Origin of the sequence: Pseudomonas sp. 2957, assembly GCF_031456345.1 — a bacterium.
Taxonomy (GTDB): domain Bacteria; phylum Pseudomonadota; class Gammaproteobacteria; order Pseudomonadales; family Pseudomonadaceae; genus Aquipseudomonas; species Aquipseudomonas siliginis.
Genome location: NZ_JAVDUL010000002.1, coordinates 655,129 through 680,852, shown reverse-complemented (window position 1 = coordinate 680,852; position 25,724 = coordinate 655,129). Strand labels below are relative to the sequence as shown.

Sequence of the window (25,724 nt, the reverse complement as noted above, 5' to 3'; positions counted from 1 at the left end):
ATTCACCTCGAAGTCTGTCACTTGAACGAGCTTTTCCGGAGCTTAGCCTCGTTGATTTTAATTAACAACTGCCATGTAAAAAATTCTAAACGCCATTCATCAAATCACTCAGGTTTACCGGGGTTTGCCGGCGGATATGGCACGAGAGTGTTAAGAAAAGCCCGAAAAATAAAGGCTGCAGGGCAGGGTGTTCGCTATTGACTTCACTTTGCCTTTCGGATTGACTGGCTGCGCAACACGGTGGTGAACATAATAATTAACAGCTAAATAGGTGCATCATGTCGGTCCCTCTGCGTACCGTTCAACTCAACGAAGCCAACGCATTCCTTAAGAAATATCCTGAGGTTTTGTACGTCGACCTTCTGATTGCGGATATGAACGGTGTGGTGCGCGGCAAGCGCATCGAACGCACCAGTCTTCATAAGGTGTACGAAAAAGGCATCAACCTGCCGGCGTCGCTGTTCGCGCTGGACATCAACGGCTCGACGGTGGAAAGCACCGGTCTGGGCCTGGATATCGGCGATGCCGATCGCATCTGCTACCCGATCCCCGGCACCCTGAGCATCGAGCCGTGGCAAAAACGCCCGACCGCTCAACTGCTGATGACCATGCACGAGATCGAAGGTCAGCCGTTCTTCGCCGACCCGCGTGAAGTGCTGGCCAACGTTGTGCGCAAATTCGACGACCTCGGCCTGACCATCTGCGCGGCGTTCGAACTCGAGTTCTACCTGATCGACCAGGACAACGTGAATGGCCGTCCGCAATCGCCACGTTCACCGGTATCCGGTAAGCGTCCGGTGTCGACCCAGGTTTACCTGATCGACGATCTCGACGAATACGTTGACTGCCTGCAAGACATCCTCGAAGGCGCGAAAGAGCAGGGCATTCCCGCTGATGCGATCGTCAAGGAAAGCGCCCCGGCGCAGTTCGAAGTCAACCTGCATCACGTCTCCGACCCGATCAAGGCCTGCGATTACGCGGTCCTGCTCAAGCGTCTGGTGAAGAACATCGCCTACGACCACGAGATGGACACGACCTTCATGGCCAAGCCTTATCCGGGCCAGGCCGGCAATGGTTTGCACGTGCACATTTCGATTCTGGACAAAGAAGGCAACAACATCTTCGCCAGCGAGGATCCCGAGCAGAACGCCGCACTGCGTCACGCGATCGGCGGTGTGCTCGAGACCCTGCCGGCGCAAATGGCGTTTCTCTGCCCGAACGTCAACTCGTACCGCCGTTTCGGCGCACAGTTCTATGTGCCGAACTCGCCGAGCTGGGGCATCGACAACCGCACCGTGGCCGTACGCGTGCCGACCGGTTCAGCGGATGCCGTGCGCATCGAACACCGCGTCGCCGGTGCCGATGCCAACCCGTACCTGCTGATGGCGTCGGTGCTGGCCGGTATTCACCACGGCCTGACCAACCAGATCGAGCCCGGCGCGCCGGTCGAAGGCAACAGCTACGAGCAGAACGAGCAGAGCCTGCCGAACAACCTGCGCGACGCCTTGCGCGAGCTCGACGACAGCGAAGTCATGGCGCGCTACATCGACCCGATGTACATCGACGTGTTCGTTGCGTGCAAGGAAAGCGAGCTGGCCGAGTTCGAGAACTCGATCTCTGACCTTGAGTACAACTGGTATCTGCATACGGTCTGAAGATCAAAAGCCCCTCACCCTAACCCTCTCCCGGAGGGAGAGGGGACTGACCGCGTCGTCTAGAGATATCCGGCGACCTGAACGATCCAGTCGATGATGGATTCGGCAAAGATTTTTCAGGTCGGCGCAGTTACCAGGCATCCCCCGATCGGTCCCCTCTCCCTCTGGGAGAGGGCTAGGGTGAGGGCAGCGATTCCCGGCCAGACAAAGCAACCAGACCAACCCCCAAATTCCCCCTTGTCGAGCTCAAAACAATGACCACAACCCGCAACGACTGGGAACAACGCTTCCAGTCTCTGTCCATCGAATCCCGCGCCTTCATCAACGGCGAATACCGCCCGGCACTCAGTGGCGACACCTTCGAATGCCTGAGCCCGGTCGATGGCCGCTTTCTCGCCGCCGTCGCCAGCACCGATGAAGCCGACGCCAACCTCGCCGTCGAAGCCGCGCGCCAGTCCTTCAACTCCGGCATCTGGGCGAAAAAAGCCCCGGCCGAGCGCAAGCGCGTGCTGATCCGCTTCGCCGATCTGATCCTGCAGCACCAGGAAGAACTGGCACTGCTGGAAACCCTCGACATGGGCAAGCCGATCAGCGATTCGATGAGCATCGACATCCCGGCGACCGCCAACGCGATCCGCTGGAGCGCCGAGGCCATCGACAAGATTTACGACGAAGTCGCCGCCACCCCGCACGACCAACTTGGCCTCGTCACCCGTGAGCCCTCGGGTGTGGTCGCGGCGATCGTGCCGTGGAATTTCCCGCTGATCATGGCCAGCTGGAAGTTCGCCCCGGCGCTGGCGGCGGGTAACTCGTTCATCCTCAAGCCTTCGGAAAAATCACCGCTGACCGCCATCCGCATCGCGCAACTGGCGCTGGAGGCGGGCATTCCAAAGGGCGTGTTCAACGTGCTGCCGGGCTACGGCCACACCGTCGGCAAGGCACTGGCGTTGCACATGGACGTCGACGTGCTGGCCTTCACCGGCTCCACGGCGATCGCCAAGCAACTGATGATCTACGCGGGCCAAAGCAACATGAAACGCGTCTGGCTTGAGGCCGGCGGCAAAAGCCCGAACGTGGTGTTCGCCGACGCACCGGATCTGCGCGCAGCTGCTCAAGCGGCGGCCAGTGCCATCGCCTTCAACCAGGGCGAAGTCTGCACTGCCGGCTCGCGTCTGCTGGTCGAGCGCTCGATTCGCGAGCAATTCATTCCGTTGCTGGTCGAGGCGCTGCAAGCCTGGAAACCGGGGCATGCACTGGATCCGGCGACCACCGTCGGCGCCGTGGTCGACCAGCGTCAGCTCGATAACGTGCTGCGCTACATCAGCATCGGCCGCGAGCAGGGCGCCGAGTTGATTGCCGGCGGCCAGCGCACCCTCGAAGAAACCGGCGGCCTCTACGTGCAGCCAGCGATTTTCGACGGCGTGACCAATGCGATGACCATCGCTCAGGAAGAAATCTTCGGCCCGGTGCTGTCGCTGATCACCTTCGACACTGCCGAAGAAGCGCTGCAGATCGCCAACGACAGCATCTTCGGCCTCGCCGCCGGGGTGTGGACCAGCAACCTGAGCAAGGCGCACACCTTCGCCCGCGGCCTGCGCGCCGGCAGCGTCTGGGTCAACCAGTACGACGGCGGCGACATGACTGCGCCGTTCGGTGGCTTCAAGCAATCGGGCAACGGCCGCGACAAATCGCTGCATGCGTTCGACAAGTACACCGAGCTGAAAGCGACCTGGATCAAGCTCTAATTCTTTTACAGCGGCGGTCGCCCCTGGTTGGCGACCCTCGGAGAAATGTATGAAACAGCAACACGTCAACAGCTACTACGCCGCCACCCGCAACGAAGTCATCGACTTCCCGATTCTCGAAGAAGCGCTGGACTGCGACGTCTGCATCATCGGCGCCGGCTACACAGGCCTGTCCTCGGCACTGTTCCTCAGCGAAGCCGGCTACAAAGTCACGGTGCTGGAAGCGGCGAAAGTCGGCTACGGCGCCAGCGGTCGCAATGGCGGGCAACTGGTCAATTCCTATAGCCGCGACGTCGATGTCATCGAAGAGCGTTACGGCGACAAGACTGCCGAAATCCTCGGCAGCATGATCTTTGAAGGCGCCGATATCATTCGTTCGCGCATCAAGGATTACGACATCAAGTGCGACTATCGCCCGGGCGGCATCTTCGCGGCGATGAACAAGAAACAACTCAATGGCCTGGCAGAGCAGAAGCGCAACTGGGAACGCTACGGCAACCGCAATCTGAAGATGCTCGATGCAGCGGATATTCGTCGCGAAGTCGGCTCCGACGCCTACGTTGGCGGCTTGCTGGACATGCAGGGTGGCCACGTTCATCCGTTGAATCTGGCGCTAGGAGAGGCCGCTGCCATCGTGCGTTTGGGCGGCAAGATCTACGAACAGTCGGCGGCGGTGGAAATCACCTACGGCGAGCCGATCACCGTGCGCACTGCCAAAGGTCTGGTCCGCGCCAAATACCTGCTGATCGCCGGCAACGCTTATCTGCCACAAGGCCTAGACAATCGTGTTACCGCGAAAAGCATGCCGTGTGGTTCGCAGATCGTCGTCACCGAACCGCTGACCGAGCAGCAGGCGCGCAGCCTGATCACCAACAACTATTGCGTCGAAGACTGCAACTACCTGCTGGATTACTACCGCCTCACCGCTGACAACCGCCTGCTTTACGGTGGTGGTGTGGTGTATGGCGCGCGGGAGCCGGACGATATCGAACAATTGATCCGGCCGAAGATCCTCAAGACCTTCCCGCAGCTCAAGGACGTGAAGATCGACTACCGCTGGACCGGCAACTTCCTGCTGACCATGTCGCGCATGCCGCAATTCGGCCGCATCGAAAAGAATGCCTACTACATGCAGGGCTACAGCGGCCACGGCGTCACCTGCTCGCACCTGGCCGGCAAACTGATCTCGGAAATGATCCGCGGCGACGCCGAACGCTTCAACGCCTTTGCCTCACTGCCGCACATGCCAATGCTCGGCGGCCGCACCTTCTCCGCACCGCTTACCGCGCTTGGCGCCGTCTACTACTCCCTGCGCGACCGTTTCGGCGTCTGATTGACCTCACCGGCGGCGGTCCGAAAGACCTCGCCGGTTTTTCACTTATGCAAAACCACTGATGTCCACTGTGGGAGCGAGCCTGCTCGCGAAGAGGCCATATCAGGCGACATCGATTCGCCAGACACTACGCTTTCGCGAGCAGGCTCGCTCCCACAGTGACTGTATTGCCAAGGCCAACAGGACTTTTGCCGCACCATCCATCGAACCTGCTGAGCAACACCGGCAAACGTGATTTAATAGCCGCCTTTCACGGTTCCGGGACACGGGAGCAACGTGATCCGCGCGACCTGCGCGTCACCCGCCACCCACCCCCATTACCCTTAAGTACCTCAACATAAGGCTGTCATGGATACGGGTTCTCGACTCAAACTAGTACGCGAAAGCTACAAACTCTCCCAGCGCGAGCTCGCCCGGCGTAGCGGCGTGACCAACGCGACCATCTCGCTGATCGAACAGAACCGCGTCAGCCCCTCCGTCAGCTCGCTGAAAAAGCTGCTCGAAGGCATACCGATGTCCCTGGCCGACTTCTTCACCTTCGACCAGCCCCCGCGCGAACACCAATACGTGTTCCGCGCCAACGAACAACCCGACCTCGGCCGCCACGGCCTGCGTCTGCTGCTCATCGGCGCCTCCGTCCCTAGCCGGCAGATGCGCCTGCTCCGCGAACAATATGCCCCCGGCGCCAGCTCCGGCGAAGAACCGATCGTGCATGCCGAAGGCGAAGAGTGCGGACTGGTCACGCGCGGCACGGTAGAACTGACCGTGGACGGGCAGGTGAGTGTGTTGAGTGCGGGGGATGGTTATTACTTTCCGACGACGTTGCCGCATAAATTCCGCAATATCGGCGCGGATGAGGCGGAGATTATCAGTGCGAATACGCCGGCGAATTTCTGATCGGATAACGCATATTGTTTGTTGACCCGGCATCTTTTAGGGGGTGTCGGGTTGTTTGTTCCTGCCATTCGTCACCCCTTCCGCATTTTCCCCGCGCACGCGCTTCCAATGCATAACTCACCCCCGCAGAGGAACCGCCGACATGCATAAATCCAGTCTCGCAGCATTCACCTTGGCCACGCTGTTATCCGCCACTTCGCTCTATGCAACAGCCGCCAGCGATACCCCGGCACCCACCGCTAACGACGGCAATAGCCAGACCAACCCGAGTGCGCCGGAAGACATTCATTCCAACGGTGCCACCGTGCCCAAAGGCACGCAGGGCAACACCACCAACAATGACGGCTCTACACCTTCGGGTTCCAAGCCCAGTGGTTCGAAGCAATCGAACGACAGCGGCACGAGCAGCGGTGCAGGTGAAGGTTGAAGCTGTTTGCAGATGCAGCAAGCCCGGCATCAAGCCGGGCTCTCTGTCAGGCAATCCTCGATAACCGAGACTATTTAGCCTTCCAGTTCCCGCCACTGTTTTCGCAATCAATCTTCGCCTGCGCCAGGTGCTCACCGTTGTAGTAATACGTGGTGACCTTGGCGTTGTCGGGCATGTTCAGCGGTTTGGCGCTTTTGTCTTTGCTGGTCGAGTGCGGGTTGGCGAGGGATTCCTGGGTGAGGCGGGCGGTGCAGGTGGCCTGGTAGTGGTCATCGCAGCGTTGGACTTTTTTCTTGGTGGCGTTGAGGGTGTCCTTGCTTTCGTTGCTGCAGGACCAGTTGATGGAGTCCACGGGCATGCCGTCGTATTCGTAGCAGCTGTGGGTTTCCACCGCCGGCACCGAGGCGCTGGAGGAGCGGGTCTGCACGTCGCAGCCTTCGGCCATGACGCAGGTGGGGATGATGGCGAACGTGGCGATCAGGAGCAGCAGTCTGGTTTTCATCGGCAATTCCTCTCCAATGGCGCCGCGTCTGATCGGTGATTTGGCGCTTGTCTGGTTTCGAGGCGGCGAGGGCGGGCAAGGTTCAATCGCTTTGCGCTGCGCGATCTTCGCGTACACTGCGCAACAATCAGAAACATTCAGCGCAGGATCCGATTCCCATGGCCCAAACCCTCGAACGCGCTATCGCCATTGCCGCCACGGCCCACAGCGGGCAGGTGGACAAGGGCGGGGCGCCGTACATTCTGCATCCGCTGAAAGTCATGTTGCGCATGCACACGCTGGAGGAGCGCATCGTCGCTGTGCTGCACGATGTGGTCGAGGATTGCGGGCTGAGTCTGGATGATTTGCGTGGGGAAGGGTTCAGCGAAGAGGTGCTGGCTGCGATTGCGGCAGTGACCAAAGTGCCCGGTGAGTCCTACGAGGATTTTGTCGACCGCGCCGCGCAAAACCCGATCGGCCGGGTGGTGAAGCTGGCGGATCTGGAAGAGAACAGCGATATCTCGCGGATTGCCTCGCCGAGTTGGGAGGATCTGGAGCGGATCGAGAAATATCGGCGGGCGATTGCACGCTTGCGTATGTAAGACGTATTGGATTCTTGTGGGAGCGAGCCTGCTCGCGAAGGCGATAGATCAGTTATTTATCTGTGACTGGCAGGACGCTTTCGCGAGCAGGCTCGCTCCCACAAGTGGAATGGTGGTGTGTCAGATAAATAGCCAGGAAGGCGAACCATGAAATCCATTGTGTGCTTGTTGATTGCGGCCGGTTTCGGCGCGTTGTTGCAGTTTGAAGGCGTACCCCACGGCTTGTTGCTGGGCTCGATTGTTGTTACTGCGTTGTTTGCCAGTAAAACCGGCATCGCCCCGGCAACTCCTTATGGCTTGGGCTACATCCAGGTCACGCTGGGCATCGCCACCGGGCTGATGTTCGAAGCATGGGACAGCGAAACGGCGACGACGATGCTGCCCAGCCTTGGCGTGTTGCTGATCTGCCTGGCCGTACAAATCGCACTCGCCGGATGGTGGCTGACACGCGGTGCCGGATGGAATCGCACCGATGCACTGCTGGCGGTGTATCCCGGCGCATTGGCCGCAGTGTTCGATTTGCTTGAGTCGGAAAAGGCTTCGAGCAAAGTCATCATCGTGCATCTGATGCGACTGCTGTTGATCACCGTGCTGGTGAGTTTGCTCATTCCCGGGCAAGCAGCGGTGGCTGAAGTCGCCAGCGATCCGTTGACCACAGGCATGGCGCTGACCGCGTTCTCTGTCATCGTGCTGAGCGTATTGCTCGGACGCTTGCTGTTGCTGGTCGGCGTCCCGGCGCCGTTCATGCTTACCGCGATCATCATCACCGCTGTATTTGTGAAGTCGGGATGGCTGCACGGCTTTCACATGCCGGAGTGGAGCCTGAACCTGGCCGCACTGATTCTCGGCGTGCGCATCGGCTCACGTTTTCAGGGACTCGGCATCGCAGAGCTGGCGCGGCATGGGCGCACGGCGTTGGTCTCGGTGGGTTTGATGATCGTCGTTGCAGCGGTGTTTGCCGAGGTGGCTGCGCGCTGGCTGGGCAGTGATCCGCTGTCACTGTGGCTGGCGTACATGCCTGGCGCGATCGAGACGATTGCGATTGTCGCGTTTGGCGGCGGGCTGAACGTGGTGTTTATCCTGACGCATCACTTGAGCCGGATGGTGTTGCTGCATTTTGCTCCGGCGTTGTTGGTGCAGGTCAGGCGGGTGCGCCAGGAAACTTGAAGCAAGCCAGTGCTGCCTGGCGATTGCGGCGTGTCATTCAGATCCATCCCCCTCAGCCCAGCCCTTTCCCCCAGGGCGGCTGCTGCGCATAAACGGCTTCGTGAGCAATTGCTGGCCTCGGTTTAACGCTTTTTCAGGCGTGGCCCAAGGCAACCGCGAACGAGACGACAATCACGCAGGCGAAGGCGAAATTGAGATTCATGGGCTGTTCATCCTGAGCTTTTGAGAGTGGGGCCATTGTGAACAGGCGCAGCGCAAAGAAAAAATTCGCCTTGTTGATTCCAATGATCGAAAGCATTGATAGCCGCTGCGTTTGTATTTGCCTGAGACTTTCGCTAGTGTCGCTTAAACCTGCAACTACAAGCACAAACAGGCATAACCATGCACGACCATTCCATCGCTGAACTTCCGTCCCTGCGTCGGCAGAAAATCCTTTTGCTTCTCGAACGTGACGGCAAGGTCATGGCTTCCGAGCTGAGCCAGCATTTCGCAGTCTCCGAAGACACCATCCGCCGCGACCTTGCCGAACTGGACAGCGCCGGGCTGGTGCAGCGCGTGCATGGCGGGGCGTTGCCGCGACCGAAGGACTCGGGCAAGGATTACTTCACCCGTCTGGATGAGACCGACGAGGTCAAGGTGCGCCTGGCGCAATTGGCGGCCCAGCACATCGAGGATGGGCAGATTGTGTTGTTCGATTCCGGCTCGACCACCTTGCAGGTGGCGCGCGCGTTACCGTCCGATATCCGCATCACCGCCGTGACCGCTTCCCCACTGACGGCGATTGCCTTGTCCGAATACAAGGGCGTGAAAGTGATTCTGGCGGGCGGTGAATTGAATCCGCATTCGATGTCGGCCAGTGGTCAGGAAGCGCTGCGACTGCTGGCGGAGATCAAGGCGGATCTGGCGATTACCGGGGTGTGCGCGATTCATCCCGAGGTCGGGATCACCTCGCTGCATTTCGATGAAGTGCCGATCAAACAGGCGATGCTCGACAGCGCGACGCGGGTGATTGCGGTGACCACGGCGGACAAATTGGGCGCGGTGGAGCCGTTTGTGGTGGCGCCGTGTACGCGCCTGCATACGATGATTACCGAGCGGCATCCGGGGGCGAATGTCGAGGATTATCGGCGGCTGGGGATTGTGGTGGAGCAGTTGCCGGATTGAATTTTGTGTGGGGTTTGAGGGCCTCTTCGCGAGCAGGCTCGCTCCCACAGGGTGTTGTGTCGTGCACAAATCCAATGTGGGAGCGAGCCTGCTCGCGATAGGGCCAGTGAATTCAGCGCAACCGCTCGAGCATCTGGTAATACCACATCCCCGCCGCCAGCAACGGATTGCCTAGCAGGTCGCCCATTGGCACGCGGATGTGCTGGCACGCGGCGAAGGTATCGAACTGTTCCATTTGCCCGGTGATTGCCCGGCTCATGATCTCGCCCATGATGTGTGTGGTGGCGATGCCGTGTCCCGAGTAGCCCTGGCAATACCAGACGTTGTCCGAGAGCTTGCCCAGTTGCGGGATGCGGTTGATGACGATGCCCATCGCGCAGCTCCACTGGTAATCGATCGGGACACCTTTGAGCGCCGGGAATGTGCGTTCGATACACGGGCGCAGTTCCGCAGCGATGTCGCGCGAATCCTTGCCGCTGTAGTTGGCGCCGCCGCCGAACAGCAAACGGCCGTCGGCGGTCAGCCGGTAGTAATCGAGGACGAAGCGGCAGTCGTACACGGCGAGGTCTTCGGGGTTGATCTGTTGCGCCAGATCACCGAGCGGCGCGGTGGTGACGATGCCGCCCATGGCCGGGAAAATCTTGCCCTTGAGCTGGCCCGGTTCGAGCTTGTGATAGACGTCACCGGCGAGCATCACCTGACTGGCGTCGATCTGGCCGTGAGCGGTGCGCACGCCAGGTGTGTCGCCGTGGATGATCTCCAGCACTTCACTGTTTTCGAAGATCAGCGCGCCCAGGCTTTCGGCTGCGCGTGCTTCGCCAAGGCACAGGTTGAGCGGGTGCAGATGCATGTTGCGGGTGTTCTTGATCGCGCCGTGGTAGAGCTCGCTTTGCAGCAGGTCGCGAACCTGGCTGCGGTCGAGCAGGCTCACTTCATCGCCTAATCCGCGACGCACGGCTTCGTCGTAATCCTTGCGCAGATCGGTCATGTGGCTCGGCTTGTACGCCGCGTGCAAATGGCCGTGTTTGAGGTCGCACTGGATCGCATATTTCTCGACGCGCTCGCGGATGATTTCATGCCCGCGCCAGCGCAGATGCCAGATGAAATCGTCCACGTCATCGCCAAGTTTCGCGCGCATCTGTTTGCGCATCGCACCGTCGCCTGAAAGGCTGCCGGTGACTTGCCCGCCATTGCGCCCGGTGGCGCCCCAGCCGATCTTGTGGCTTTCGACGATGGCGACTTTCAGGCCTTTTTCCGCCAGCTCGACGGCAGTGGCGACGCCAGTGAAACCGCCGCCGATGATCACCACATCGACCTTGTGCCGACCTTGCAGGGTCGGGTAGTCGGTGTCCTGGTTGAGGGTGGCGGTGTAGTAGGAATTGCAGCGAATGGTCATGTCAGGGTCCACAAAAATTCTAGTTCGAAGTGCATTCCCTGTGGGAGCGAGCCTGCTCGCGAAAGCGGTGTGTCAGTCACCCAAAATGTTGAATGTGACGACGCCTTCGCGAGCAGGCTCGCTCCCACAGGTTCGGTGTCGGATCGTTAAGCCTCGGTCAGGTACCACCGCCAATCCTGCTCACCCACTTCAGCCATGAACTGCCGATACTCGGCACGCTTCACCGCCAGATACACCCCAAGGAATTCCTGCCCCAACGCCTCCCGTGCCCACGCGGAATTTTCCAGCGCCTGCAACGACGTCAGCCAATCGGTCGGCAGCAGTTCTTTCGCCTGGGCATAACCATTGCCCTCGACCGGTGCCCCCGGATCCAGCTCTTCACGGATGCCGCGATGAATGCCGGCGAGGATCGCTGCCGCTGCCAGATAAGGGTTGGCATCGGCGCCGCAGATGCGGTGTTCGATGTGTCGCGTAGGGGCCGGGCCACCGGGTACGCGCAGGCTGACCGTGCGGTTATCGACGCCCCAGGTCGGCGCCAGTGGCGCATAGCTGTTGGCCTGGAAACGCCGGTAGGAGTTGGCGTTGGGGCAGAACAGCAGCAGCGAATCGAGCAGCGAGGCGAGCATGCCGCCAATCGCCGTGCGCAACAGTGGTGTGCCGGCCGGGTCTTCAGAAGCGAACAAATTACGCCCCTCGGCATCGGCCAGGCTGACGTGCATGTGCATGCCGGTGCCGGCCAGATCATCGAACGGCTTGGCCATGAACGTCGCCTGCATGCCGTGCTTGTGCGCCACGCCTTTGACCAGACGTTTGTAGCGCACCGCCTGATCCATCGCCTCCAGCGCATCGCCGTGTTCGAGGGTGATTTCCACTTGCCCCGGGGCGTATTCGGAGATCGCCGTGCGCGCCGGAATACCGTGCAGTTTGCACGCGCTGTAGAGGTCGGCGAGGAACGGCTCGATCTGTTCCAGCTCGCGCAAACCGTAGACTTGCGTGTGTCGCGGTCGCCCGCCGTCGGCGTCCAGCGCCGGTTGCGGGCGGCCGTTGTGGTCGCGTTTGGCATCGAGCAGATAGAACTCCAGCTCGCACGCCATGATCGGGTGATAGCCCTCGGCCTTGAGTCCGTCGATGACTTTGATCAGCAGGTGCCGAGGGTCAGCGATGCTCGCCGGCAGGCCCTCGCTCGGGTGCATGCTGACCTGCACGGCGGCGGTCGGAATCTGTCGCCACGGCAAGCGCACCAGACTGCCTTGCAGCGGATAGGCGCGGCAGTCGATGTCGCCCACATCCCAGACCAGTCCGGAGTTCTCGACGTCCTCGCCTTGTACGGTCAGGCCAAGGATGGTGCTCGGCAGCGGTCGACCGCTTTCGTATACGGCGAGCAGTTCTTCGCGGTGCAACAGCTTGCCGCGCGGCACGCCGTTGGCGTCGAGGATGAACAATTCGATCATGTCGATATCGGGGTTCTGTTCGAGGAACAGGCGTGCGTCTTCGATGGCTGCGAATTTCATGGCAAATCACTCACGATGGCGCCGCACAGGCGCGCAGATTCGGCCGGACACGACGCGACAAAAAGGCGTAAGTGTCCCGGCAGGGATATCAGGAAAATCGGGAAATTGACTGTCGCGGTTTCAGCTCACGCGATCAGGCAGGAATGGCGATATCCGGCGGGCGTGCGGAGTGACGCAGCTTGGAGCGGCGCAGGGCCATGGGCAGATTGACGATGCGGTTCATACGCGGCCCCTGTTGCAGTGGGCGCGTACAGCAGAGACGTGCAACCTTTGAGGTTGTTGTGGTGACGTACTCATAACGCGTGTTTCCGTTGGCGGAAAGCGTCGGCGGCAGGGCAGGCCCGGCGACCGGTGTGCCCGGATAGTAAGGGGGAATTCGCGCGCGTGTAAACGGAAGATTCGTCGGTGGCGCTTTCCACCGTTTGGGCTAATTGACCGAGTTGCCTTTTTCGCGAGCAGGCTCGCTCCCACAGGAGAATGCATTTCAACTGTGGGAGCGAGCCTGCTCGCGAATGGCCGCACCTCGGTCCCGAGCGGACGCGCCGGGCCATCTCGTTGTTTGCCGCTGAGCCATTCAGCGCAGCACGTAGTCGTCCGGCTCCGGCGCGGGGGGCAATGGCGAGACGCCCAGTTCGTACAGCACATCGCGCTCCAGGGTGCGCACCAGTGCATCGGTCGGCAGATCGTTTTCATCGCGCCCGAACGGGTCTTCGAGTTCATCGGCAATCGCGTCAAAGCCGAAAAAGGTGTAGCTGACAATTGCCGTGAACAGCGGCGTCAACCAACCCAGCGATTGCGCCATGGCGAACGGCAGCAGCAGGCAGAACAGGTAGATGGTGCGGTGCAGCAGCAGGGTGTAAGGGAAGGGCAATGGCGTGTTCTTGATCCGGTCGCACACCGCCTGGGCCTGGCTCAGGCAGGTCAGGTGATTGGCCAGCAACTGATAACGCCATGGCGACAGCACACCGGCCGTTTCCAGCGCTGAGCACTGGCGCCCGAGCTGATGAAGGATCTGTCCGCAGTGATCCGGCGCAGCCCCATCGATCGGTGGGCTGACCCAGTCGGTGCTGGCCTGCTCCTCGCTGTCTCCACGCAGCCGTGCATTCAACGCGTGGGCGAAACCGCACAGGTTGCGCAACAGTTGTCCACGCAGGCGGGTGTCATCGAGGCCTTGGGTTTCGCGCATCACCGCGCGCACCCGCAACAGCACCTCGCCCCAGGCCTTGCGCCCCTCGTACCAACGGTCGTAACAAGCGTTGTTGCGAAAGCTCAGGAAAATCGACAGCGACAGGCCGAGCAGGGTGAACGGCGTCGAATTGATCTGGGCGAAGTAGCTCGGCACCAGAAGTTCGATCAGCACAATCGCCGCCGCCAGCAGTGTCAGCATCAAGGTGCGCACGGCGATGCGTTTGGCGATCGAGCCTCTGAGGGTGAACAGCACGGCGAACTGATTGGGTCTCGGTCTGACGATCATCTCGCGGTCCCGGTTGCGCGGCGAATCAGCCGCCGGTCATGTTCATGAAACGCACCACTTGCACGTCGTCGTTGACTTCGAAATTGTGTCGATACGGCTTGAGTTTCATCGCCTCGATGATCGCGTTTTCCAGGCGTTCCGGGTGGCCGGGATGGGCGCGCAACACCGCTTTGAGGTCCATCGAATGCTCGTTGCCCAGACACAGCAGCAAGCGACCTTCGACGGTCAGACGCACGCGGTTGCAGGTGCCGCAGAAGTTGTGGCTGTGCGGCGAAATGAAGCCCAGGCGAATGTTCGGCGCTTCGGCCACACGCCAGTAGCGCGACGGCCCTTGCGTCGATTCGGTCGAGTCGATCAGGGTAAAGCGTTCGGCGATGCGTTCGCGCACTTGCGCGCTCGAGTAGAAGGATTCGGCGCGGCTATGTTCGGCGATCGCGCCCAGCGGCATCTCTTCGATGAAGGAAATATCCAGATCACGCTCGATGGCGAAACTGACCAGATCGTTGATCTCGTGATCGTTGCGGCCCTGCATCACCACGCAATTGAGTTTGGTGCGGGTGAAACCGGCGGCACGGGCGGCATCGATGCCGTCGATGACCTGCGCCAGATCGCCGGTACGGGTCAGCTCTTTGAAGCGCTGCGGATCGAGGCTGTCGAGGCTGATGTTGAGGCGCTTGACCCCGGCGTCGAACAGCGGCCTGGCCAGTCGGCCCAATTGCGAGCCGTTGGTGGTCAGGCACAGCTCGCGCAGGCCGGGCAGGGCGGCGATCTGTTCGCAGAGTTGCACGACGCCGGGGCGGATCAGCGGCTCGCCACCCGTGAGGCGGATCTTGCGCGTGCCGAGGGCGACGAAGCTTTGCGCCACCTGGAACAACTCTTCGAGGGTGAGGATCTGCTGGCGCGGCAGGAACTGCATGTCCTCGGCCATGCAATAGACGCAGCGAAAATCGCAGCGGTCGGTCACCGACAGGCGCAGATAATCCACGCGGCGGTTGTGACCATCGATCAATTCACGCTGTGTCATGGGCTCGCCTCGTGGATGTGGAACGCCGTCAGCGGGCGCAGATCGCGCAGGGTAGGCTGCGCTCGCCACGCCGTCCAATCACTCTGGCTGACCGAGTGATTGAAGGCGTCGATGATGCCTTACGGTGCGCCAAACATTGCCGTCCAGTAAATGCCGGCGTTGCTTTTCGGATCGGTCGCGTAAGCGGCGCCCAGTTCCTGATATTGCGGATTCATCAGATTGGCGCAATGGCCTGGGCTGGCGAGCCAGCCGTCAACGACCTTGCCGACGGTGTCTTGCCCGGCGGCGATGTTCTCGCCGACCAGTTGCCCACTGTAACCGGACAGCTCGGCGCGGTCGCCTGGCGTGCGGCCGTCGCGGTCCTTGTGGTCGAGGTAATTGTTGTTGGCCATGTCGCGGCTGTGATCCTGAGCGACCGTGCCCAGCGTGGCGTTCCACGCCAGCGGTGCTGCCGCCGCGAAGGACTGCCCGCCGCACTGGCGCGCCTGGCCGCGCGCGGTATTGAGTTGCGCCAGCAGCTTTTGCCCTTCGCTTTGTGCATCGCCGAGTTTCGCCGTCAGCAACGGCCGCGCGAGGACGATGCGCCAGTCGCGGTCGACACGGTTGACGCCGATATCGACGAACTGCGGATCGAGCACCACCTTACAGAAGCTTTCCTTGATCGCCTGCATCGCCGCCGCTGCATCGCGCGGGCCGTTGAGGGTGATCGCCTGCACGTTGACCATCGGGTACTGGGCGCTGGTCATGGCCTGCTGCAGATCGACCGCGCCGCTGGCCGGCAGGCGCAGACGTGGATCGGCCGACAGCGGTGGCAACTCGTTCGATGCCTGCGTGCCGCAACGCTGCGGCTGGCTGCGATAGCTGTTGATCGACTCGATCAATTGCAGTTCATCGGCAGCCAGCGCCGAGGTGGCGAACACCACGCCCAGCGACAGTGCGGCACAACGCAAAACGGACGGCATGAAGCGCATGGAAATCTCCCTTGAGCTGAATGCGCCCATGATGCGCGAAAGGCCCCCGGTGAGTGAATGTGTTTTTCTTTGCGGCGGATGTTTTTCTGCGCTGGTGTGCCTGTGCATTTGCTCGCTACACTCTGCGAAGACCCCACAAACCGGGCGTCTCACCGACGTAACATCTTGCCCCGGGCGGGCGCTGACGGAAGAACCGACATGGGATCGAAAGGCTTGGCGGGCGGTTTGTTGTGGATCTTTTTGACCGGCGCGGCATGGGCCGGGGCGCAGGCACCGATCGAGGCCAAGGCCGAACAGAAAGCCGAGGTGCTGGAGGAGAAAGCGGCAGATAAAGTCAGCGCTGCTCCGGCGCCGAAATCCGAAGCCATCACCCCCACCGAAGCGCAAGCGGTGGATCCGGCCGGCGCCGCGCCGCTGGACGATCCGCTGACCTGTCTGGCGCGCAGTATCTATTGGGAAGCCAAGGGCAAGGACACCCCGGAAATGGAAGCCGTCGCCAGTGTGGTGATGAATCGCCTCGGCCACGACGGCTTTCCCGACACAGTGTGCGCGGTGGTCAAGCAAGGATCGGAAAGCGGCAACTGCCAGTTTTCCTGGTGGTGCGATGGCAAGCCCGATCAGGTCAAGGAAGACGCCGAATACGCGCTGGCCAAGGAAATCGCCGGCAAGGCGTTGAACCGTCAGCTCAAGGACCGCACGCGCGGTGCCCTGTATTTTCACGATCGCGGCGTGCACCCGAGCTGGGCCAAGGCCTATCGCAACACCGCGCAGACCGGCAGGTTCCTGTTCTACAAACCCGCCGGCGGCGACGCGCGTTAACTGGCGTGGGTATTGAGAATGCTCGCCACCTGTTGCGGCTGGCAGTTCAGATACGGTGACTTTTGCAGCCAGCGCTGATCCGGATACCAGGAAAACATGAACTGGCCGTTCTTCAGGCGATCGATCACCTGTTTGGCGATCTGCGGCCGTACGGCGGGGCAACCCTGACTGCGGCCGATACGCCCCTGACGCTTGCTCCACAGCGGGTTCACATAACTTGCGGCATGAATCACGATCGCGCGATCACGGGCCAGATCATTGAAACCGGGTTCCAGACCATCCATGCGCAGCGAATAGCCGTGAGTACCTTCGTAGCTTTCCTGAGTGCGGAACAGACCGAGGCTGGACTGATAGCTGCCTTCGCGATTGGAAAACTGCGTGGCGAAGTTTTCCCCGGAGTTGGAACCGTGGGCAACCAGATCACGCAGCACCAGTTTCTTTTTGCTCAGATCGAAGATCCACAGGCGGCGTTCGGTGGACGGTTGCGAGTAATCGATGATCGCCAGATGCCGCGAGGGTTTCGCGCCGTTGTTGACCGCGCATTGCATGGCACTCAATGCACCTTTGAGCGCTTGGGGATTGAGTTCCGGCGCGGCGTGGGCGAGGCTGTTGTAGAGAACCGGCGATGGCTTGCCGGCGGCAAATACTGGGCTGGTCACAGCGACAAGGGTCGCGGTGCTCAACAGAAGTCGGCGCAAAAACGTCAACATTTTATAAAGTGTCCTCAACTTGCTACATAAACGGCACTTTGGCTCCTGACTCCCAGTCAATACCCGCAGGCTCGCGGTTCGAGCCTGACTGTTCAGCGCACCTGATGTAAGGTTGACCGTCATCTGGACGGCCATGGATTGGAGTAAAGCAGTTGTTCAAAAAGTACGCATGCTACTTGAGCATTTGTTTGCTCGCTGCGCCGTTTGTCGCTTGCGCCGATGAGCCGCTGCCCCCGCTCGAAACCCTGCCGACGCCTGAAACGCAATTGCCGGTCGAGCCGCGCAGCCCGTTGCAGGCCGTTCTGATCAGCCTGGCGCAGTCGTGCCCGGCGATCGCTCCGCGCCTCAATGGCCCGGCGTTGAGCCAGTTGCAGGCGTTTTATGAACAGCAGGACTGGATGCCGGTGTGGGCGAGTGAGTCGGCACGCTTGCCGGCATTGCGCGCGCAATTGCAGCTGTTGGCCGACGACGGGCTGAATCCGAATCGCTACGCCGTGGCCACTACGCCGCCGCAGGACGGCGAGTTGTGCGCCGACATCGACATCAGCCGCAACTATCTGCAGGCCTTGCAGGATCTGCATTACGGCCGTCTGTTGCAATCGCATTTCGAACCGCTGTGGCGTGTCGACGGCCCGCCGACCGATCGTCAGGCGCAACTGCTCAGCATTGCCGTGCCGGGCATGAACGATATTGCTGCGGCGTTCGACCTGGCGCGTCCGCATCTGCCGCAATATCAAAGCCTGCGTCAGCTGTACGCCGCGCAACGCTTGCAAGCCTTGCCGCAATGGCAGCCGGTGGGCAACGGCCCGTTGCTGCGTCCGGCGATGGAAGACCCGCGCGTGCCGGAACTGGCCCGTCGTCTGTACAACGAAGGTTATCTGGCACATGCGCTGGTCACGCCGGATAACGCCTACGATGACGTGCTGGTGGAGGCAGTGAAGCACTTTCAGGCCAGCCATTCGTTGCAGGCTGACGGCGTGGTCGGGCCGGGCACCATTGCCGAGCTGAACATCAGCCCGCTGACCCGCCGCGATCAGCTGCGCGTCAATCTCGAACGTTTCCGCTGGATGGCCCAGGACATGGAGTCCAGTGGTCTGGTGGTCAATGTCGCGGCCGCTGAGCTGACGCTGTATCAGGGCGGTCAGCCGGTATGGCAGACCCGCACTCAGGTCGGCCGCGCCGAACGCCAGACCCCGCTGCTCAAATCCCGCGTCACCCGGCTGACGCTGAACCCGACCTGGACCGTTCCGCCGACTATCTGGAAGGAAGACAAGCTGCCGGAAATCCGCAAGGACCAGACCTTCCTCAGCCGCCAGAACCTGCAAGTGCTCGACGCCAACGGCCAGCCTCTGGCAGCGGCCGATATCGACTGGGACAACCCGGGCAACATCCTCCTGCGTCAGGACGCCGGCCCGCGCAATCCGCTGGGGCAAATGGTCATCCGTTTCCCCAACCCGTTCTCGGTGTACCTGCACGACACGCCGAGCAAGGCGCTGTTTGAAAAAGGCCCACGGGCGTTCAGCTCCGGTTGCGTGCGGGTCGAGCACCCGCTGCAACTGCGCGATCTGCTGCTGTCCCCGGCAGAAAAAGCCCGTACCGATACTTTGCTGGCGACCGGCACCACCCATGAATTTCGCCTGTCGGCGCCGGTGCCGATCCTGATGACCTACTGGACGGCGCAAGTCGACAGCAGCGGCCATGTGCGTTATGCGCCGGACATCTACAGCCACGACAGCGCATTGCTGGCGGGGCTGGATCGGGCGCATTGAGTCCGGCACCAGCACGGCAGTCAAAGATCTGAGTTCGATGAGTGATTTCAGGTCGACGAATCCCGTACAAACACCTCGGTCAGTCCCCTCTCCCTCGGGAGAGGGCTAGGGTGAGGGGCCGATTTCAAGCCGAACCCATTACTCAAAATCTCACCGCCTCAGCTCTTCCACCAACCACGGCAAAAGCTCCTCACACGAGCCTTCAATCTTCAAATCCAGCAAATCATCCGCCCGGGTCTTGCCCAGATTGATCGCCATCAACGGTTTGCCACGCTCGGCGATCACCCGACACAAGCGAAACGCCGAATACGCCATCAACGACGATCCCACCACCAGCAACCCCGCCGCATTCTCGGCAGCGGCCAAGGCCCGCGCGGCCGTCGGTTGCGCCACGTTCTCGCCGAAAAACACCACATCCGGTTTCATCCGCTCACCCGCGCAATGCGGGCACTGCGGTACCTGAAAGCGCGCTTCAAATGCCGGGTCGAGCAAGGTATCGCCATCCGGCGCCTGCACCGCATCAACACCACTCAGGTAGGGATTCTGTGCCTCCATCTGCTGCTGGATCGCATCGCGCTCGCTGCGTTGCCCGCAATCCAGGCAAAGCACCCGATGCAGACTGCCATGCAGCTCGATCACATCCTGGGTGCCGGCCTGATCGTGCAAGGTATCGACATTCTGCGTGATCAAATCGCTGATCCGGCCGCGCTGCTGCAACGTCGCCAGCGCCTCATGCGCCGCGTTCGGTCGGGCCTGACGGACGCGCGGCCAGCCGAGCATGGCCCGCGCCCAGTAGCGCCGGCGTGATTCCGGGGCGGCAAGAAATTCCTGATACATCATCGGCTGCCGCCCGCGACGCACGCCGTCACTGTCGCGATAGTCCGGAATGCCCGACGGCGTGCTGATGCCGGCGCCGGTCAATATCAGGAATTTATCGTCGGCCATGGCCTGCAACAGCGTATCGAGATGTTCGCGGATCGGGCTATCGAGCATGCTCAGCACTCCAGAATGGGCAGTGCCCGCAGGTTAGCATGCGATCCGCTCGGGTTACTTGCGCGCCTCCAGTATCAGGTTGAACGGTGTCTGCGTGGCGCGACGGAACTGCTTGAACCCGGCCTCGACAAAGACTTTGCGCAGGCGCATTTCCCCGGCCTGCGCACCGAGCCCGAGGCCGACTTCCTGGGACAGCGAATTGGGCGTGCAGATAAACGTCGAGGCGGCGTAGAACAGGCGCCCGACCGCGTTGAGATTGTCGTCCAGTTTGTCGTTGGCGAACGGTTCGACCAGCAACACCGTGCCGTCGTCTTTCAGCGACTCATAAGCGTGGCGAGCGGCGCCGACCGGGTCGCCCATGTCGTGCAGGCAGTCGAAAAAGCAGATCAGGTCGTAGTCGCCGCCGGGATAGTTTTTCGCCGTGCCCTCGAAGAATCTGGCGCGATTGCCCACACCGCCTTCTTCGGCCCGTTGCGTCGCGACGGTGACTGACGGCGCATGGAAGTCGAAGCCGACAAACTGCGATTTGGGAAACGCCTGGGCCATGATCACCGTCGAGGCGCCGTGACCGCAGCCGATGTCGGCAACCTTGGCGCCGCGTTCGAGTTTGGCCACCACACCGTCCAGGGCCGGAAGCCATTCGGCAATCAGGTGACCTTTGTACCCGGGGCGGAAGAAGCGTTCAGTGCCGCTGAACATGCACGGATGGTGATCGCCCCAAGACAAGGCGCCATTGCCGCGCATGGCCTTGACCAGTTTGTCCTTGTCATGGAAAAACGACGCCACCACGCCGAGACCGCCGGCGACGTACACGGGGGATTCCTCCACGGCCAGCGCCAAGGCCTGCTCTTCGGGCAAACGAAACTGACCGTCAGAGTGTTCCATGTAGCCGGACGCGGCATGGGCGCTGAGCCATTCACGCACCAGCCGGGGATTGCAGGTGGTTTTTGCTGCGAGGGCTTCGGGGCTGATCGGTTGGCTGTCGGCCATTGCCCGGTACAGGCCGAGTTCTTCGCCGACGATGACATTGGCCAGCATCGCCGCGCCGCCCATGTCGTTGACCAGTTTGCCCATGAATTCGTTGAGCTTCGCCTCATTCATCACGTGTGCTCCTGAAACAGGATCACCGTCCGGCGGCGTTGAATGTCGAGGCAGGCGCCACCGGGCGGTGGTCACGGATTGGGGCAGGGCACAGCAGACGTCCTGCGGCCCCCTCGACTGGGTAATGAATGAGTCTAGCCGGTGTTTTTCTCAGCGTGGCAGCGGCAACTTCAGTTCAGCGCACAACCCGCCACCTTCACGATTGCTCAACAGCAGCGAGCCACCCAGCGCCATTGCCAATTGCTGGGCGATCGCCAGCCCGAGCCCGGTGCCGCCGGTATCGCGATTGCGCGAATTTTCCACGCGATAGAACGGTTCCATTACTTGCGCCAGTTCGGCCTCGGCGATGCCCGGGCCGCGATCGAGGACTTTCACCGACAGGCTGTTGCCCTGCGCTTCGACCTGCAATTGCGCGGCGCCGGCGAATTTCAGGGCGTTGTCGGTCAGGTTCACCAGGACCCGGCGCAGGGCCTGCGGGCGGGTTTCGATTACCGCTTTGCTCTTGCCGCCGAGCTGCACGTCCTTGCCCATGTCCTGATAGTCGAAGACCAGGCTGTCGAGGAACGAGTCGAGATCGGTACGCCGGCTTTCTTCGGTGGCGCCGTGAACGCTGCGGGCGTAGGCCACGCCTTCGCGCACCAGATGCTCGATCTCGCCCAGGTCGCTGCTCAGTTTGTCTTTCTCGACCGAGTCGTCCATGAACTCTGCGCGCAGTTTCATCCGGGTGATCGGCGTTTGCAGGTCGTGGGAAATCGCCGCGAGCAGTTGCATGCGTTCTTTCAGGTAGGCGGCAATGCGCGTCTGCATGGCGTTAAACGCCCGCGCGGCGTGGACCACTTCGGTCGGCCCTTGCTCGTCGAGTTTGATCGGGTGCGCGTTGGGATCGAGGGTTTCCACGGCGTTGGCGAGGCGAGTGAGGGGGCGGATGGCGATGCGCACGGCGAGCCATGTGCAGAGGATCAGTAACGCCAGTTGGCCGAGCAGCACCACCGGCAACCACGGCGACAACGGCACCATCGCCGGACGGATATCGATGGTCACCGGGCTACCGTCGCTCAGGCGCAGGTGGCCCTGGAAGTGTTGTCTCGGACCGCCGGGAACTTCGGTAAACACGATTGGATAAGTGTCGCCGATGGCCGCCGTAATCGAGGCGATCGCGACGGACTTTTCAGCTGAGGTCACCGGCATGCCCGGTTCGCCCTCGTTGAGCAGGTAGCCGTAATTGCGCCGGGCCAGTCGCGGCAGCCAGGCCTCGCGCTCGGCGGCGGGCAGGCGATCGAGGATCGCCATCGAAGTCGAGACGTCGGTTTCGAGGTTGCCGAGCATGGTGCTTTTCGCGCTCTGGTAACGCTCGTAATACTGCGCGCCGAACGACAGACCCTGCGCCAGGATCAGCCCGATCAGGAAAATCAGCGACAGGCGCGAGGCGAGAGTGCGCGGCCATTGCAGCTTGAGTTTCATGCCGAAGCCCCAAGCAGTTCGACCGGCAGCGAGAACACATAACCTTCACTGCGCACGGTCTTGATATAAGCCGGCTCGCGAGCATCGTCCAGCAGGCGTTGACGCAGGCGACTGACCAGCAGATCGATGGAGCGGTCGAACAGATCGGCCTCGCGGCCCTGGGTCAGATTGAGCAGTTGATCGCGGCTGAGCACCCGTTGCGGGTGGTCGAGGAACACCCGCAGCAAGCGGTATTCGGCACCGCTGAGGGCAACCATGGTGCCGTCGCTGTCGAGCAGGTGCCGGGCCGAGGTGTCCAGCTGCCAGCGACCGAAGGCCAGCAGGCGACCGGCTTCGGTGACCACCAGGTTCGGCGGCAACATGCGGGTACGGCGCAACACAGCGTTGATCCGCGCCAGCAGTTCGCGGGCGGCGAAGGGTTTGCTCAGGTAATCGTCGGCGCCCATTTCCAGACCGATGATGCGGTCGGTCTCATCGTTGCGCGCGGTGAGCATCAGCACCGGCGTGGCCTTGTGTTTGCCCACGCGCAATTCACGGCACAACTGCAGGCCATCGTCGCCGGGCATCATGATGTCGAGCACGATCAGGTCGACGGTGTTGGCATCAAGGAAGCTGCGCATCTGTCGGCCATCGGCGACCACTGTCGTGCGCAGGCCGTTCTTCTTCAGGTAGTTGCCTACCAGTTCACGGATCTCGCGGTCGTCGTCGACGATGAGAATGTGATCGACATGTTCCATCGGTTCAAGCCTCTGTCAAAGGGGGAATGCCGTGCAGTCTATAGCGCCGCTGACCGCACGCCTGCCTGCCTTTGTATTGCAGTGTATCTGTCGCGACGGCGGATACACACCGACGCAAAATCACGATTTTTTCGGGGTTTTGTATCGCTCTGTATCTACACACTGCATGGATACACAACGAGTGATTCTCGTCCTTTCCTGACACAGACGCGATACCTCGAAGGCCTCAAATAGGCTCCATCGAGGCACACACACAGACCGCCTCGGCTCAAACCCACTGAAGCCTTGAGGACTACACCATGAACAACAAATCCGTATTCGCCGCCTGCCTGTTCGCCGCTCTGAACATCTGCACCCTGTCGGCCCACGCCGAAGCTGACGTCAGCCGGCAAACCTACACCTACGGCACCCATCTGGATATCCAGAAAGTGCTGTCGATGACTGAAGACACTTCCGTGACCTGCGGCATCACCGAGGCGCGCATGACCTACCTCGATTCCGCCGGCAAAACCCGCGAGCTGGATTACAGCAAATTCGCTGACGGCTGCAACAACCAGAACTGAGTCATCCCTACTTTTTCTGCAAGGAGTTTTGCCATGAACAACGTCTCGCGCTTTCTGACCGCAGCAGCCTTCGCCTTCACCGGTGCCGCCGCCCACGCCAACAGTGCTGTGGAGCAGAGCAGTTGCGCCAGCAGCACCTGCTTCCAGCTGACCACCGTGGCGAAGGAGGGCAGCGATGCCTTGATCGCCGCTGACGGCTCCAGCCGCACACCGCAGGGGCAGATGGTCGCCGCTGATGGTTCCAGCCGCACACCGCAGGGGCAGATGGTTGCCGCAGATGGTTCCAGCCGCACGCCGCAGGGGCAGATGGTTGCCGCTGATGGTTCCAGCCGCACACCGCAAGGCCAACTGGTCGCGGAAAACGGTGCCAGTCGCACGCCTCAAGGGCAGCTGCTGGACGGCCAGACCGCATGAGCCACGGCGTAGATAAAGCAGGCTAGCGAGGGACGTTTCCCTCGCTGCCCGGTTGCGTGCCCAGCCCCCCACATTCAAGGTGACCCCGTTATGTACCTCATCGCATTTCTCGGCGGTCTGCTGACCGTTCTCAGTCCGTGCATCCTGCCGGTGGTGCCGTTTCTGTTCGCTGGCGCCAACCGTACCCGCTCCTCGATCTTCCTGACTCTCGCCGGCATGGCGCTGACCTTTGCGCTGATCTCAAGCCTTGCCGTGGTCAGCAGCGAGTGGGTGATTCAGGCCAGCAACACCGGCCGCCACGTTGCCTTGTTGGTCATGGCGCTGTTCGCCCTGTCGCTGATCTCGGCCCGCGTCGGTGACTGGCTGACCAGGCCCTTCGTCGCCCTGGGCAATCGTCTCGATCAGGACACGCGTAAACGTGCCGGACCGATGGGCTCGATCATGCTCGGTGTCGCCACCGGCCTGTTGTGGGCGCCCTGTGCCGGGCCGATCCTTGGGGTGATTCTGACCGGCGCGATGTTGCAAGGCGCCAATGCCCAGACCAGCCTGTTGCTGCTGGCTTACGGCGTCGGCAGTGCCTTGTCGCTGGGCACGTTGATCTTCGCCGGACGCGGTCTGGTCAATCGGCTGAAACCGTCGATCCCGTTCAGCGGCTGGTTGCGCCGTGGTGCCGGGGTTGCGGTGCTTGCTACAGTCGCGGTGATTTCCACGGGCGCCGATAAAACTCTGCTTGCCAACACCTCTTCCGAAGGCGTGGCCAGCGTCGAGAAAAACGTCCTGGAAAACGTGCCGAAAGTGGTCGACTACTTCGTCAGCAAGGTCCGCGCCGATTCGATGATGGACGAGGCGCGGGGCGCGATGCCGTCGCTGTCGGGCGCTGTGCAATGGCTCAATTCACCGCAGCTCAGCGCCGAATCCCTGCGCGGCAAAGTGGTGCTGGTGGACTTCTGGACCTACGACTGCATCAACTGCCAGCACACCCTGCCGTACGTCAAAGACTGGGCGAAGAAATACGAGAAGGACGGCCTGGTGGTGATCGGCGTGCACACACCCGAGTATGGCTACGAGCGCATCATCAACAACGTCAAGGATCAGGTGAAAAAACTCGGCATCACCTACCCGGTAGCCATCGACAACGACTATGCGATCTGGCGCAACTTCGACAATCAATACTGGCCGGCGCATTACCTGATCGACGCCAAGGGCCAGATGCGTTACAGCCACTTCGGTGAAGGTCGTTATGCCGAGCAGGAGCAGATGATCAAGCAGTTACTGGAGGAGGCCAAGGCACCGGCAGCCTGATCAACAAA

Annotated in this window: 25 protein-coding genes; 13 read left to right on the top strand and 12 right to left on the bottom strand. The window is 61.4% G+C overall.

What is annotated here, in order from left to right; all coding sequences use genetic code 11:
* Positions 1-278 precede the first annotated feature (278 nt).
* The 5 genes from J2Y39_RS08560 to J2Y39_RS08540 all read left to right on the top strand — a co-directional run bounded on the left by J2Y39_RS08560 (position 279) and on the right by J2Y39_RS08540 (position 6,057).
* Positions 279-1,655 (top strand): glutamine synthetase family protein, encoded by a 1,377-nt coding sequence (locus J2Y39_RS08560; protein WP_007918694.1) that lies wholly within the window; start codon positions 279-281, stop codon positions 1,653-1,655.
* 254 nt (positions 1,656-1,909) lie between these two features.
* Positions 1,910-3,400 (top strand): aldehyde dehydrogenase, encoded by a 1,491-nt coding sequence (locus J2Y39_RS08555; protein ID WP_110645555.1) that lies wholly within the window; start codon positions 1,910-1,912, stop codon positions 3,398-3,400.
* Between the two features lie 49 nt (positions 3,401-3,449).
* Positions 3,450-4,733 carry an FAD-binding oxidoreductase gene (locus J2Y39_RS08550; RefSeq protein ID WP_024013330.1) on the top strand — a complete coding sequence of 428 codons (1,284 nt, stop codon included), beginning with the start codon at positions 3,450-3,452 and terminating at the stop codon, positions 4,731-4,733.
* A 348-nt stretch (positions 4,734-5,081) separates the two neighbouring features.
* Positions 5,082-5,630, top strand: a complete 549-nt coding sequence (locus tag J2Y39_RS08545; protein WP_011333561.1) for a cupin domain-containing protein — start codon at positions 5,082-5,084, stop codon at positions 5,628-5,630.
* Positions 5,631-5,772: 142 nt separating this feature from the next.
* Positions 5,773-6,057, top strand: a complete 285-nt coding sequence (locus J2Y39_RS08540; protein ID WP_217849279.1) for a hypothetical protein — start codon at positions 5,773-5,775, stop codon at positions 6,055-6,057.
* Between the two features lie 70 nt (positions 6,058-6,127).
* On the opposite strand, the gene J2Y39_RS08535 is transcribed toward J2Y39_RS08540, so the two are convergent.
* Positions 6,128-6,559: a hypothetical protein gene (locus J2Y39_RS08535; protein WP_310216685.1), complete on the bottom strand. Its 432-nt coding sequence runs from the start codon at positions 6,557-6,559 to the stop codon at positions 6,128-6,130.
* A 158-nt stretch (positions 6,560-6,717) separates the two neighbouring features.
* Here J2Y39_RS08535 and J2Y39_RS08530 point away from each other — a divergent pair, with 158 nt between their 5' ends.
* Complete coding sequence (locus J2Y39_RS08530) at positions 6,718-7,140, top strand: HD domain-containing protein (RefSeq protein WP_310216682.1); 423 nt, start codon at positions 6,718-6,720, stop codon at positions 7,138-7,140.
* A 147-nt stretch (positions 7,141-7,287) separates the two neighbouring features.
* Complete coding sequence (locus J2Y39_RS08525) at positions 7,288-8,307, top strand: AbrB family transcriptional regulator (RefSeq protein WP_310216679.1); 1,020 nt, start codon at positions 7,288-7,290, stop codon at positions 8,305-8,307.
* A gap of 133 nt (positions 8,308-8,440) precedes the next feature.
* Here J2Y39_RS08525 and J2Y39_RS08520 read toward each other — a convergent pair whose 3' ends face one another.
* Positions 8,441-8,605, bottom strand: coding sequence for a hypothetical protein (locus tag J2Y39_RS08520; protein ID WP_310216676.1), 165 nt, complete (start codon positions 8,603-8,605; stop codon positions 8,441-8,443).
* 83 nt (positions 8,606-8,688) lie between these two features.
* Between J2Y39_RS08520 and J2Y39_RS08515 the strand changes: the two genes are divergently transcribed.
* Positions 8,689-9,471, top strand: a complete 783-nt coding sequence (locus J2Y39_RS08515; protein WP_310216673.1) for a DeoR/GlpR family DNA-binding transcription regulator — start codon at positions 8,689-8,691, stop codon at positions 9,469-9,471.
* A gap of 112 nt (positions 9,472-9,583) precedes the next feature.
* Here J2Y39_RS08515 and J2Y39_RS08510 read toward each other — a convergent pair whose 3' ends face one another.
* The 5 genes from J2Y39_RS08510 to J2Y39_RS08485 form a co-directional block, all read right to left on the bottom strand.
* Entirely contained in the window at positions 9,584-10,867 is a 1,284-nt protein-coding gene (locus J2Y39_RS08510; protein WP_310216670.1) for an FAD-binding oxidoreductase, read from the bottom strand.
* Positions 10,868-11,013: 146 nt separating this feature from the next.
* Positions 11,014-12,378 (bottom strand): glutamine synthetase family protein, encoded by a 1,365-nt coding sequence (locus J2Y39_RS08500; RefSeq protein WP_310216667.1) that lies wholly within the window; start codon positions 12,376-12,378, stop codon positions 11,014-11,016.
* A gap of 574 nt (positions 12,379-12,952) precedes the next feature.
* A complete protein-coding gene (locus J2Y39_RS08495; protein ID WP_056789108.1) occupies positions 12,953-13,852 on the bottom strand; it encodes a bestrophin family protein in 900 nt (299 codons plus the stop codon).
* Between the two features lie 25 nt (positions 13,853-13,877).
* Positions 13,878-14,876, bottom strand: coding sequence for a GTP 3',8-cyclase MoaA (gene moaA / locus J2Y39_RS08490; RefSeq protein WP_041480911.1), 999 nt, complete (start codon positions 14,874-14,876; stop codon positions 13,878-13,880).
* 119 nt (positions 14,877-14,995) lie between these two features.
* Positions 14,996-15,847, bottom strand: a complete 852-nt coding sequence (locus J2Y39_RS08485) for a CAP domain-containing protein (protein ID WP_122700629.1) — start codon at positions 15,845-15,847, stop codon at positions 14,996-14,998.
* A gap of 198 nt (positions 15,848-16,045) precedes the next feature.
* Here J2Y39_RS08485 and J2Y39_RS08480 point away from each other — a divergent pair, with 198 nt between their 5' ends.
* On the top strand, positions 16,046-16,666 hold the full coding sequence (locus tag J2Y39_RS08480) for a cell wall hydrolase (RefSeq protein ID WP_016775167.1): 621 nt from the start codon (positions 16,046-16,048) through the stop codon (positions 16,664-16,666).
* On the opposite strand, the gene J2Y39_RS08475 is transcribed toward J2Y39_RS08480, so the two are convergent.
* A complete protein-coding gene (locus J2Y39_RS08475) occupies positions 16,663-17,376 on the bottom strand; it encodes a murein L,D-transpeptidase catalytic domain family protein (protein ID WP_258706864.1) in 714 nt (237 codons plus the stop codon). The genes J2Y39_RS08480 and J2Y39_RS08475 overlap by 4 nt on opposite strands.
* A gap of 152 nt (positions 17,377-17,528) precedes the next feature.
* On the opposite strand from J2Y39_RS08475, the gene J2Y39_RS08470 reads away from it, so the two are divergent.
* On the top strand, positions 17,529-19,145 hold the full coding sequence (locus J2Y39_RS08470; protein WP_310216661.1) for a L,D-transpeptidase family protein: 1,617 nt from the start codon (positions 17,529-17,531) through the stop codon (positions 19,143-19,145).
* A 150-nt stretch (positions 19,146-19,295) separates the two neighbouring features.
* On the opposite strand, the gene J2Y39_RS08465 is transcribed toward J2Y39_RS08470, so the two are convergent.
* From J2Y39_RS08465 to J2Y39_RS08450, 4 genes are all read right to left on the bottom strand, one after another.
* The gene (locus J2Y39_RS08465; RefSeq protein WP_310216657.1) at positions 19,296-20,138 is read right to left on the bottom strand and encodes an NAD-dependent protein deacetylase; all 843 of its coding nucleotides are present in this window, start codon (positions 20,136-20,138) and stop codon (positions 19,296-19,298) included.
* Between the two features lie 54 nt (positions 20,139-20,192).
* The gene (locus tag J2Y39_RS08460; protein WP_056789123.1) at positions 20,193-21,239 is read right to left on the bottom strand and encodes a class I SAM-dependent methyltransferase; all 1,047 of its coding nucleotides are present in this window, start codon (positions 21,237-21,239) and stop codon (positions 20,193-20,195) included.
* Between the two features lie 150 nt (positions 21,240-21,389).
* A complete protein-coding gene (locus tag J2Y39_RS08455; RefSeq protein WP_056789126.1) occupies positions 21,390-22,700 on the bottom strand; it encodes an ATP-binding protein in 1,311 nt (436 codons plus the stop codon).
* Positions 22,697-23,437, bottom strand: coding sequence for a response regulator (locus tag J2Y39_RS08450; protein WP_024013314.1), 741 nt, complete (start codon positions 23,435-23,437; stop codon positions 22,697-22,699). Before J2Y39_RS08450 ends, J2Y39_RS08455 begins: the two co-directional genes overlap by 4 nt.
* 299 nt (positions 23,438-23,736) lie before the next feature.
* Here J2Y39_RS08450 and J2Y39_RS08445 point away from each other — a divergent pair, with 299 nt between their 5' ends.
* The 3 genes from J2Y39_RS08445 to J2Y39_RS08435 all read left to right on the top strand — a co-directional run bounded on the left by J2Y39_RS08445 (position 23,737) and on the right by J2Y39_RS08435 (position 25,716).
* The gene (locus J2Y39_RS08445; protein WP_016775158.1) at positions 23,737-24,000 is read left to right on the top strand and encodes a DUF2790 domain-containing protein; all 264 of its coding nucleotides are present in this window, start codon (positions 23,737-23,739) and stop codon (positions 23,998-24,000) included.
* A gap of 33 nt (positions 24,001-24,033) precedes the next feature.
* A complete protein-coding gene (locus tag J2Y39_RS08440) occupies positions 24,034-24,414 on the top strand; it encodes a hypothetical protein (protein ID WP_110600975.1) in 381 nt (126 codons plus the stop codon).
* 90 nt (positions 24,415-24,504) lie between these two features.
* Complete coding sequence (locus tag J2Y39_RS08435; protein WP_071172818.1) at positions 24,505-25,716, top strand: cytochrome c biogenesis protein DipZ; 1,212 nt, start codon at positions 24,505-24,507, stop codon at positions 25,714-25,716.
* The last annotated feature ends 8 nt before the right edge of the window (positions 25,717-25,724 follow it).

Bases quoted from the DNA above. Each gene is read 5' to 3' on its own strand.
- J2Y39_RS08560 (WP_007918694.1), top strand. From the start codon at position 279: ATGTCGGTCCCTCTGCGTACCGTTCAACTCAACGAAGCCAACGCATTC.
- J2Y39_RS08555 (WP_110645555.1), top strand. From the start codon at position 1,910: ATGACCACAACCCGCAACGACTGGGAACAACGCTTCCAGTCTCTGTCC.
- J2Y39_RS08550 (WP_024013330.1), top strand. From the start codon at position 3,450: ATGAAACAGCAACACGTCAACAGCTACTACGCCGCCACCCGCAACGAA.
- J2Y39_RS08545 (WP_011333561.1), top strand. From the start codon at position 5,082: ATGGATACGGGTTCTCGACTCAAACTAGTACGCGAAAGCTACAAACTC.
- J2Y39_RS08540 (WP_217849279.1), top strand. From the start codon at position 5,773: ATGCATAAATCCAGTCTCGCAGCATTCACCTTGGCCACGCTGTTATCC.
- J2Y39_RS08535 (WP_310216685.1), bottom strand. From the start codon at position 6,559: ATGAAAACCAGACTGCTGCTCCTGATCGCCACGTTCGCCATCATCCCC.
- J2Y39_RS08530 (WP_310216682.1), top strand. From the start codon at position 6,718: ATGGCCCAAACCCTCGAACGCGCTATCGCCATTGCCGCCACGGCCCAC.
- J2Y39_RS08525 (WP_310216679.1), top strand. From the start codon at position 7,288: ATGAAATCCATTGTGTGCTTGTTGATTGCGGCCGGTTTCGGCGCGTTG.
- J2Y39_RS08520 (WP_310216676.1), bottom strand. From the start codon at position 8,605: ATGCTTTCGATCATTGGAATCAACAAGGCGAATTTTTTCTTTGCGCTG.
- J2Y39_RS08515 (WP_310216673.1), top strand. From the start codon at position 8,689: ATGCACGACCATTCCATCGCTGAACTTCCGTCCCTGCGTCGGCAGAAA.
- J2Y39_RS08510 (WP_310216670.1), bottom strand. From the start codon at position 10,867: ATGACCATTCGCTGCAATTCCTACTACACCGCCACCCTCAACCAGGAC.
- J2Y39_RS08500 (WP_310216667.1), bottom strand. From the start codon at position 12,378: ATGAAATTCGCAGCCATCGAAGACGCACGCCTGTTCCTCGAACAGAAC.
- J2Y39_RS08495 (WP_056789108.1), bottom strand. From the start codon at position 13,852: ATGATCGTCAGACCGAGACCCAATCAGTTCGCCGTGCTGTTCACCCTC.
- moaA (WP_041480911.1), bottom strand. From the start codon at position 14,876: ATGACACAGCGTGAATTGATCGATGGTCACAACCGCCGCGTGGATTAT.
- J2Y39_RS08485 (WP_122700629.1), bottom strand. From the start codon at position 15,847: ATGCGCTTCATGCCGTCCGTTTTGCGTTGTGCCGCACTGTCGCTGGGC.
- J2Y39_RS08480 (WP_016775167.1), top strand. From the start codon at position 16,046: ATGGGATCGAAAGGCTTGGCGGGCGGTTTGTTGTGGATCTTTTTGACC.
- J2Y39_RS08475 (WP_258706864.1), bottom strand. From the start codon at position 17,376: ATGTTGACGTTTTTGCGCCGACTTCTGTTGAGCACCGCGACCCTTGTC.
- J2Y39_RS08465 (WP_310216657.1), bottom strand. From the start codon at position 20,138: ATGCTCGATAGCCCGATCCGCGAACATCTCGATACGCTGTTGCAGGCC.
- J2Y39_RS08460 (WP_056789123.1), bottom strand. From the start codon at position 21,239: ATGAATGAGGCGAAGCTCAACGAATTCATGGGCAAACTGGTCAACGAC.
- J2Y39_RS08455 (WP_056789126.1), bottom strand. From the start codon at position 22,700: ATGAAACTCAAGCTGCAATGGCCGCGCACTCTCGCCTCGCGCCTGTCG.
- J2Y39_RS08450 (WP_024013314.1), bottom strand. From the start codon at position 23,437: ATGGAACATGTCGATCACATTCTCATCGTCGACGACGACCGCGAGATC.
- J2Y39_RS08445 (WP_016775158.1), top strand. From the start codon at position 23,737: ATGAACAACAAATCCGTATTCGCCGCCTGCCTGTTCGCCGCTCTGAAC.
- J2Y39_RS08440 (WP_110600975.1), top strand. From the start codon at position 24,034: ATGAACAACGTCTCGCGCTTTCTGACCGCAGCAGCCTTCGCCTTCACC.
- J2Y39_RS08435 (WP_071172818.1), top strand. From the start codon at position 24,505: ATGTACCTCATCGCATTTCTCGGCGGTCTGCTGACCGTTCTCAGTCCG.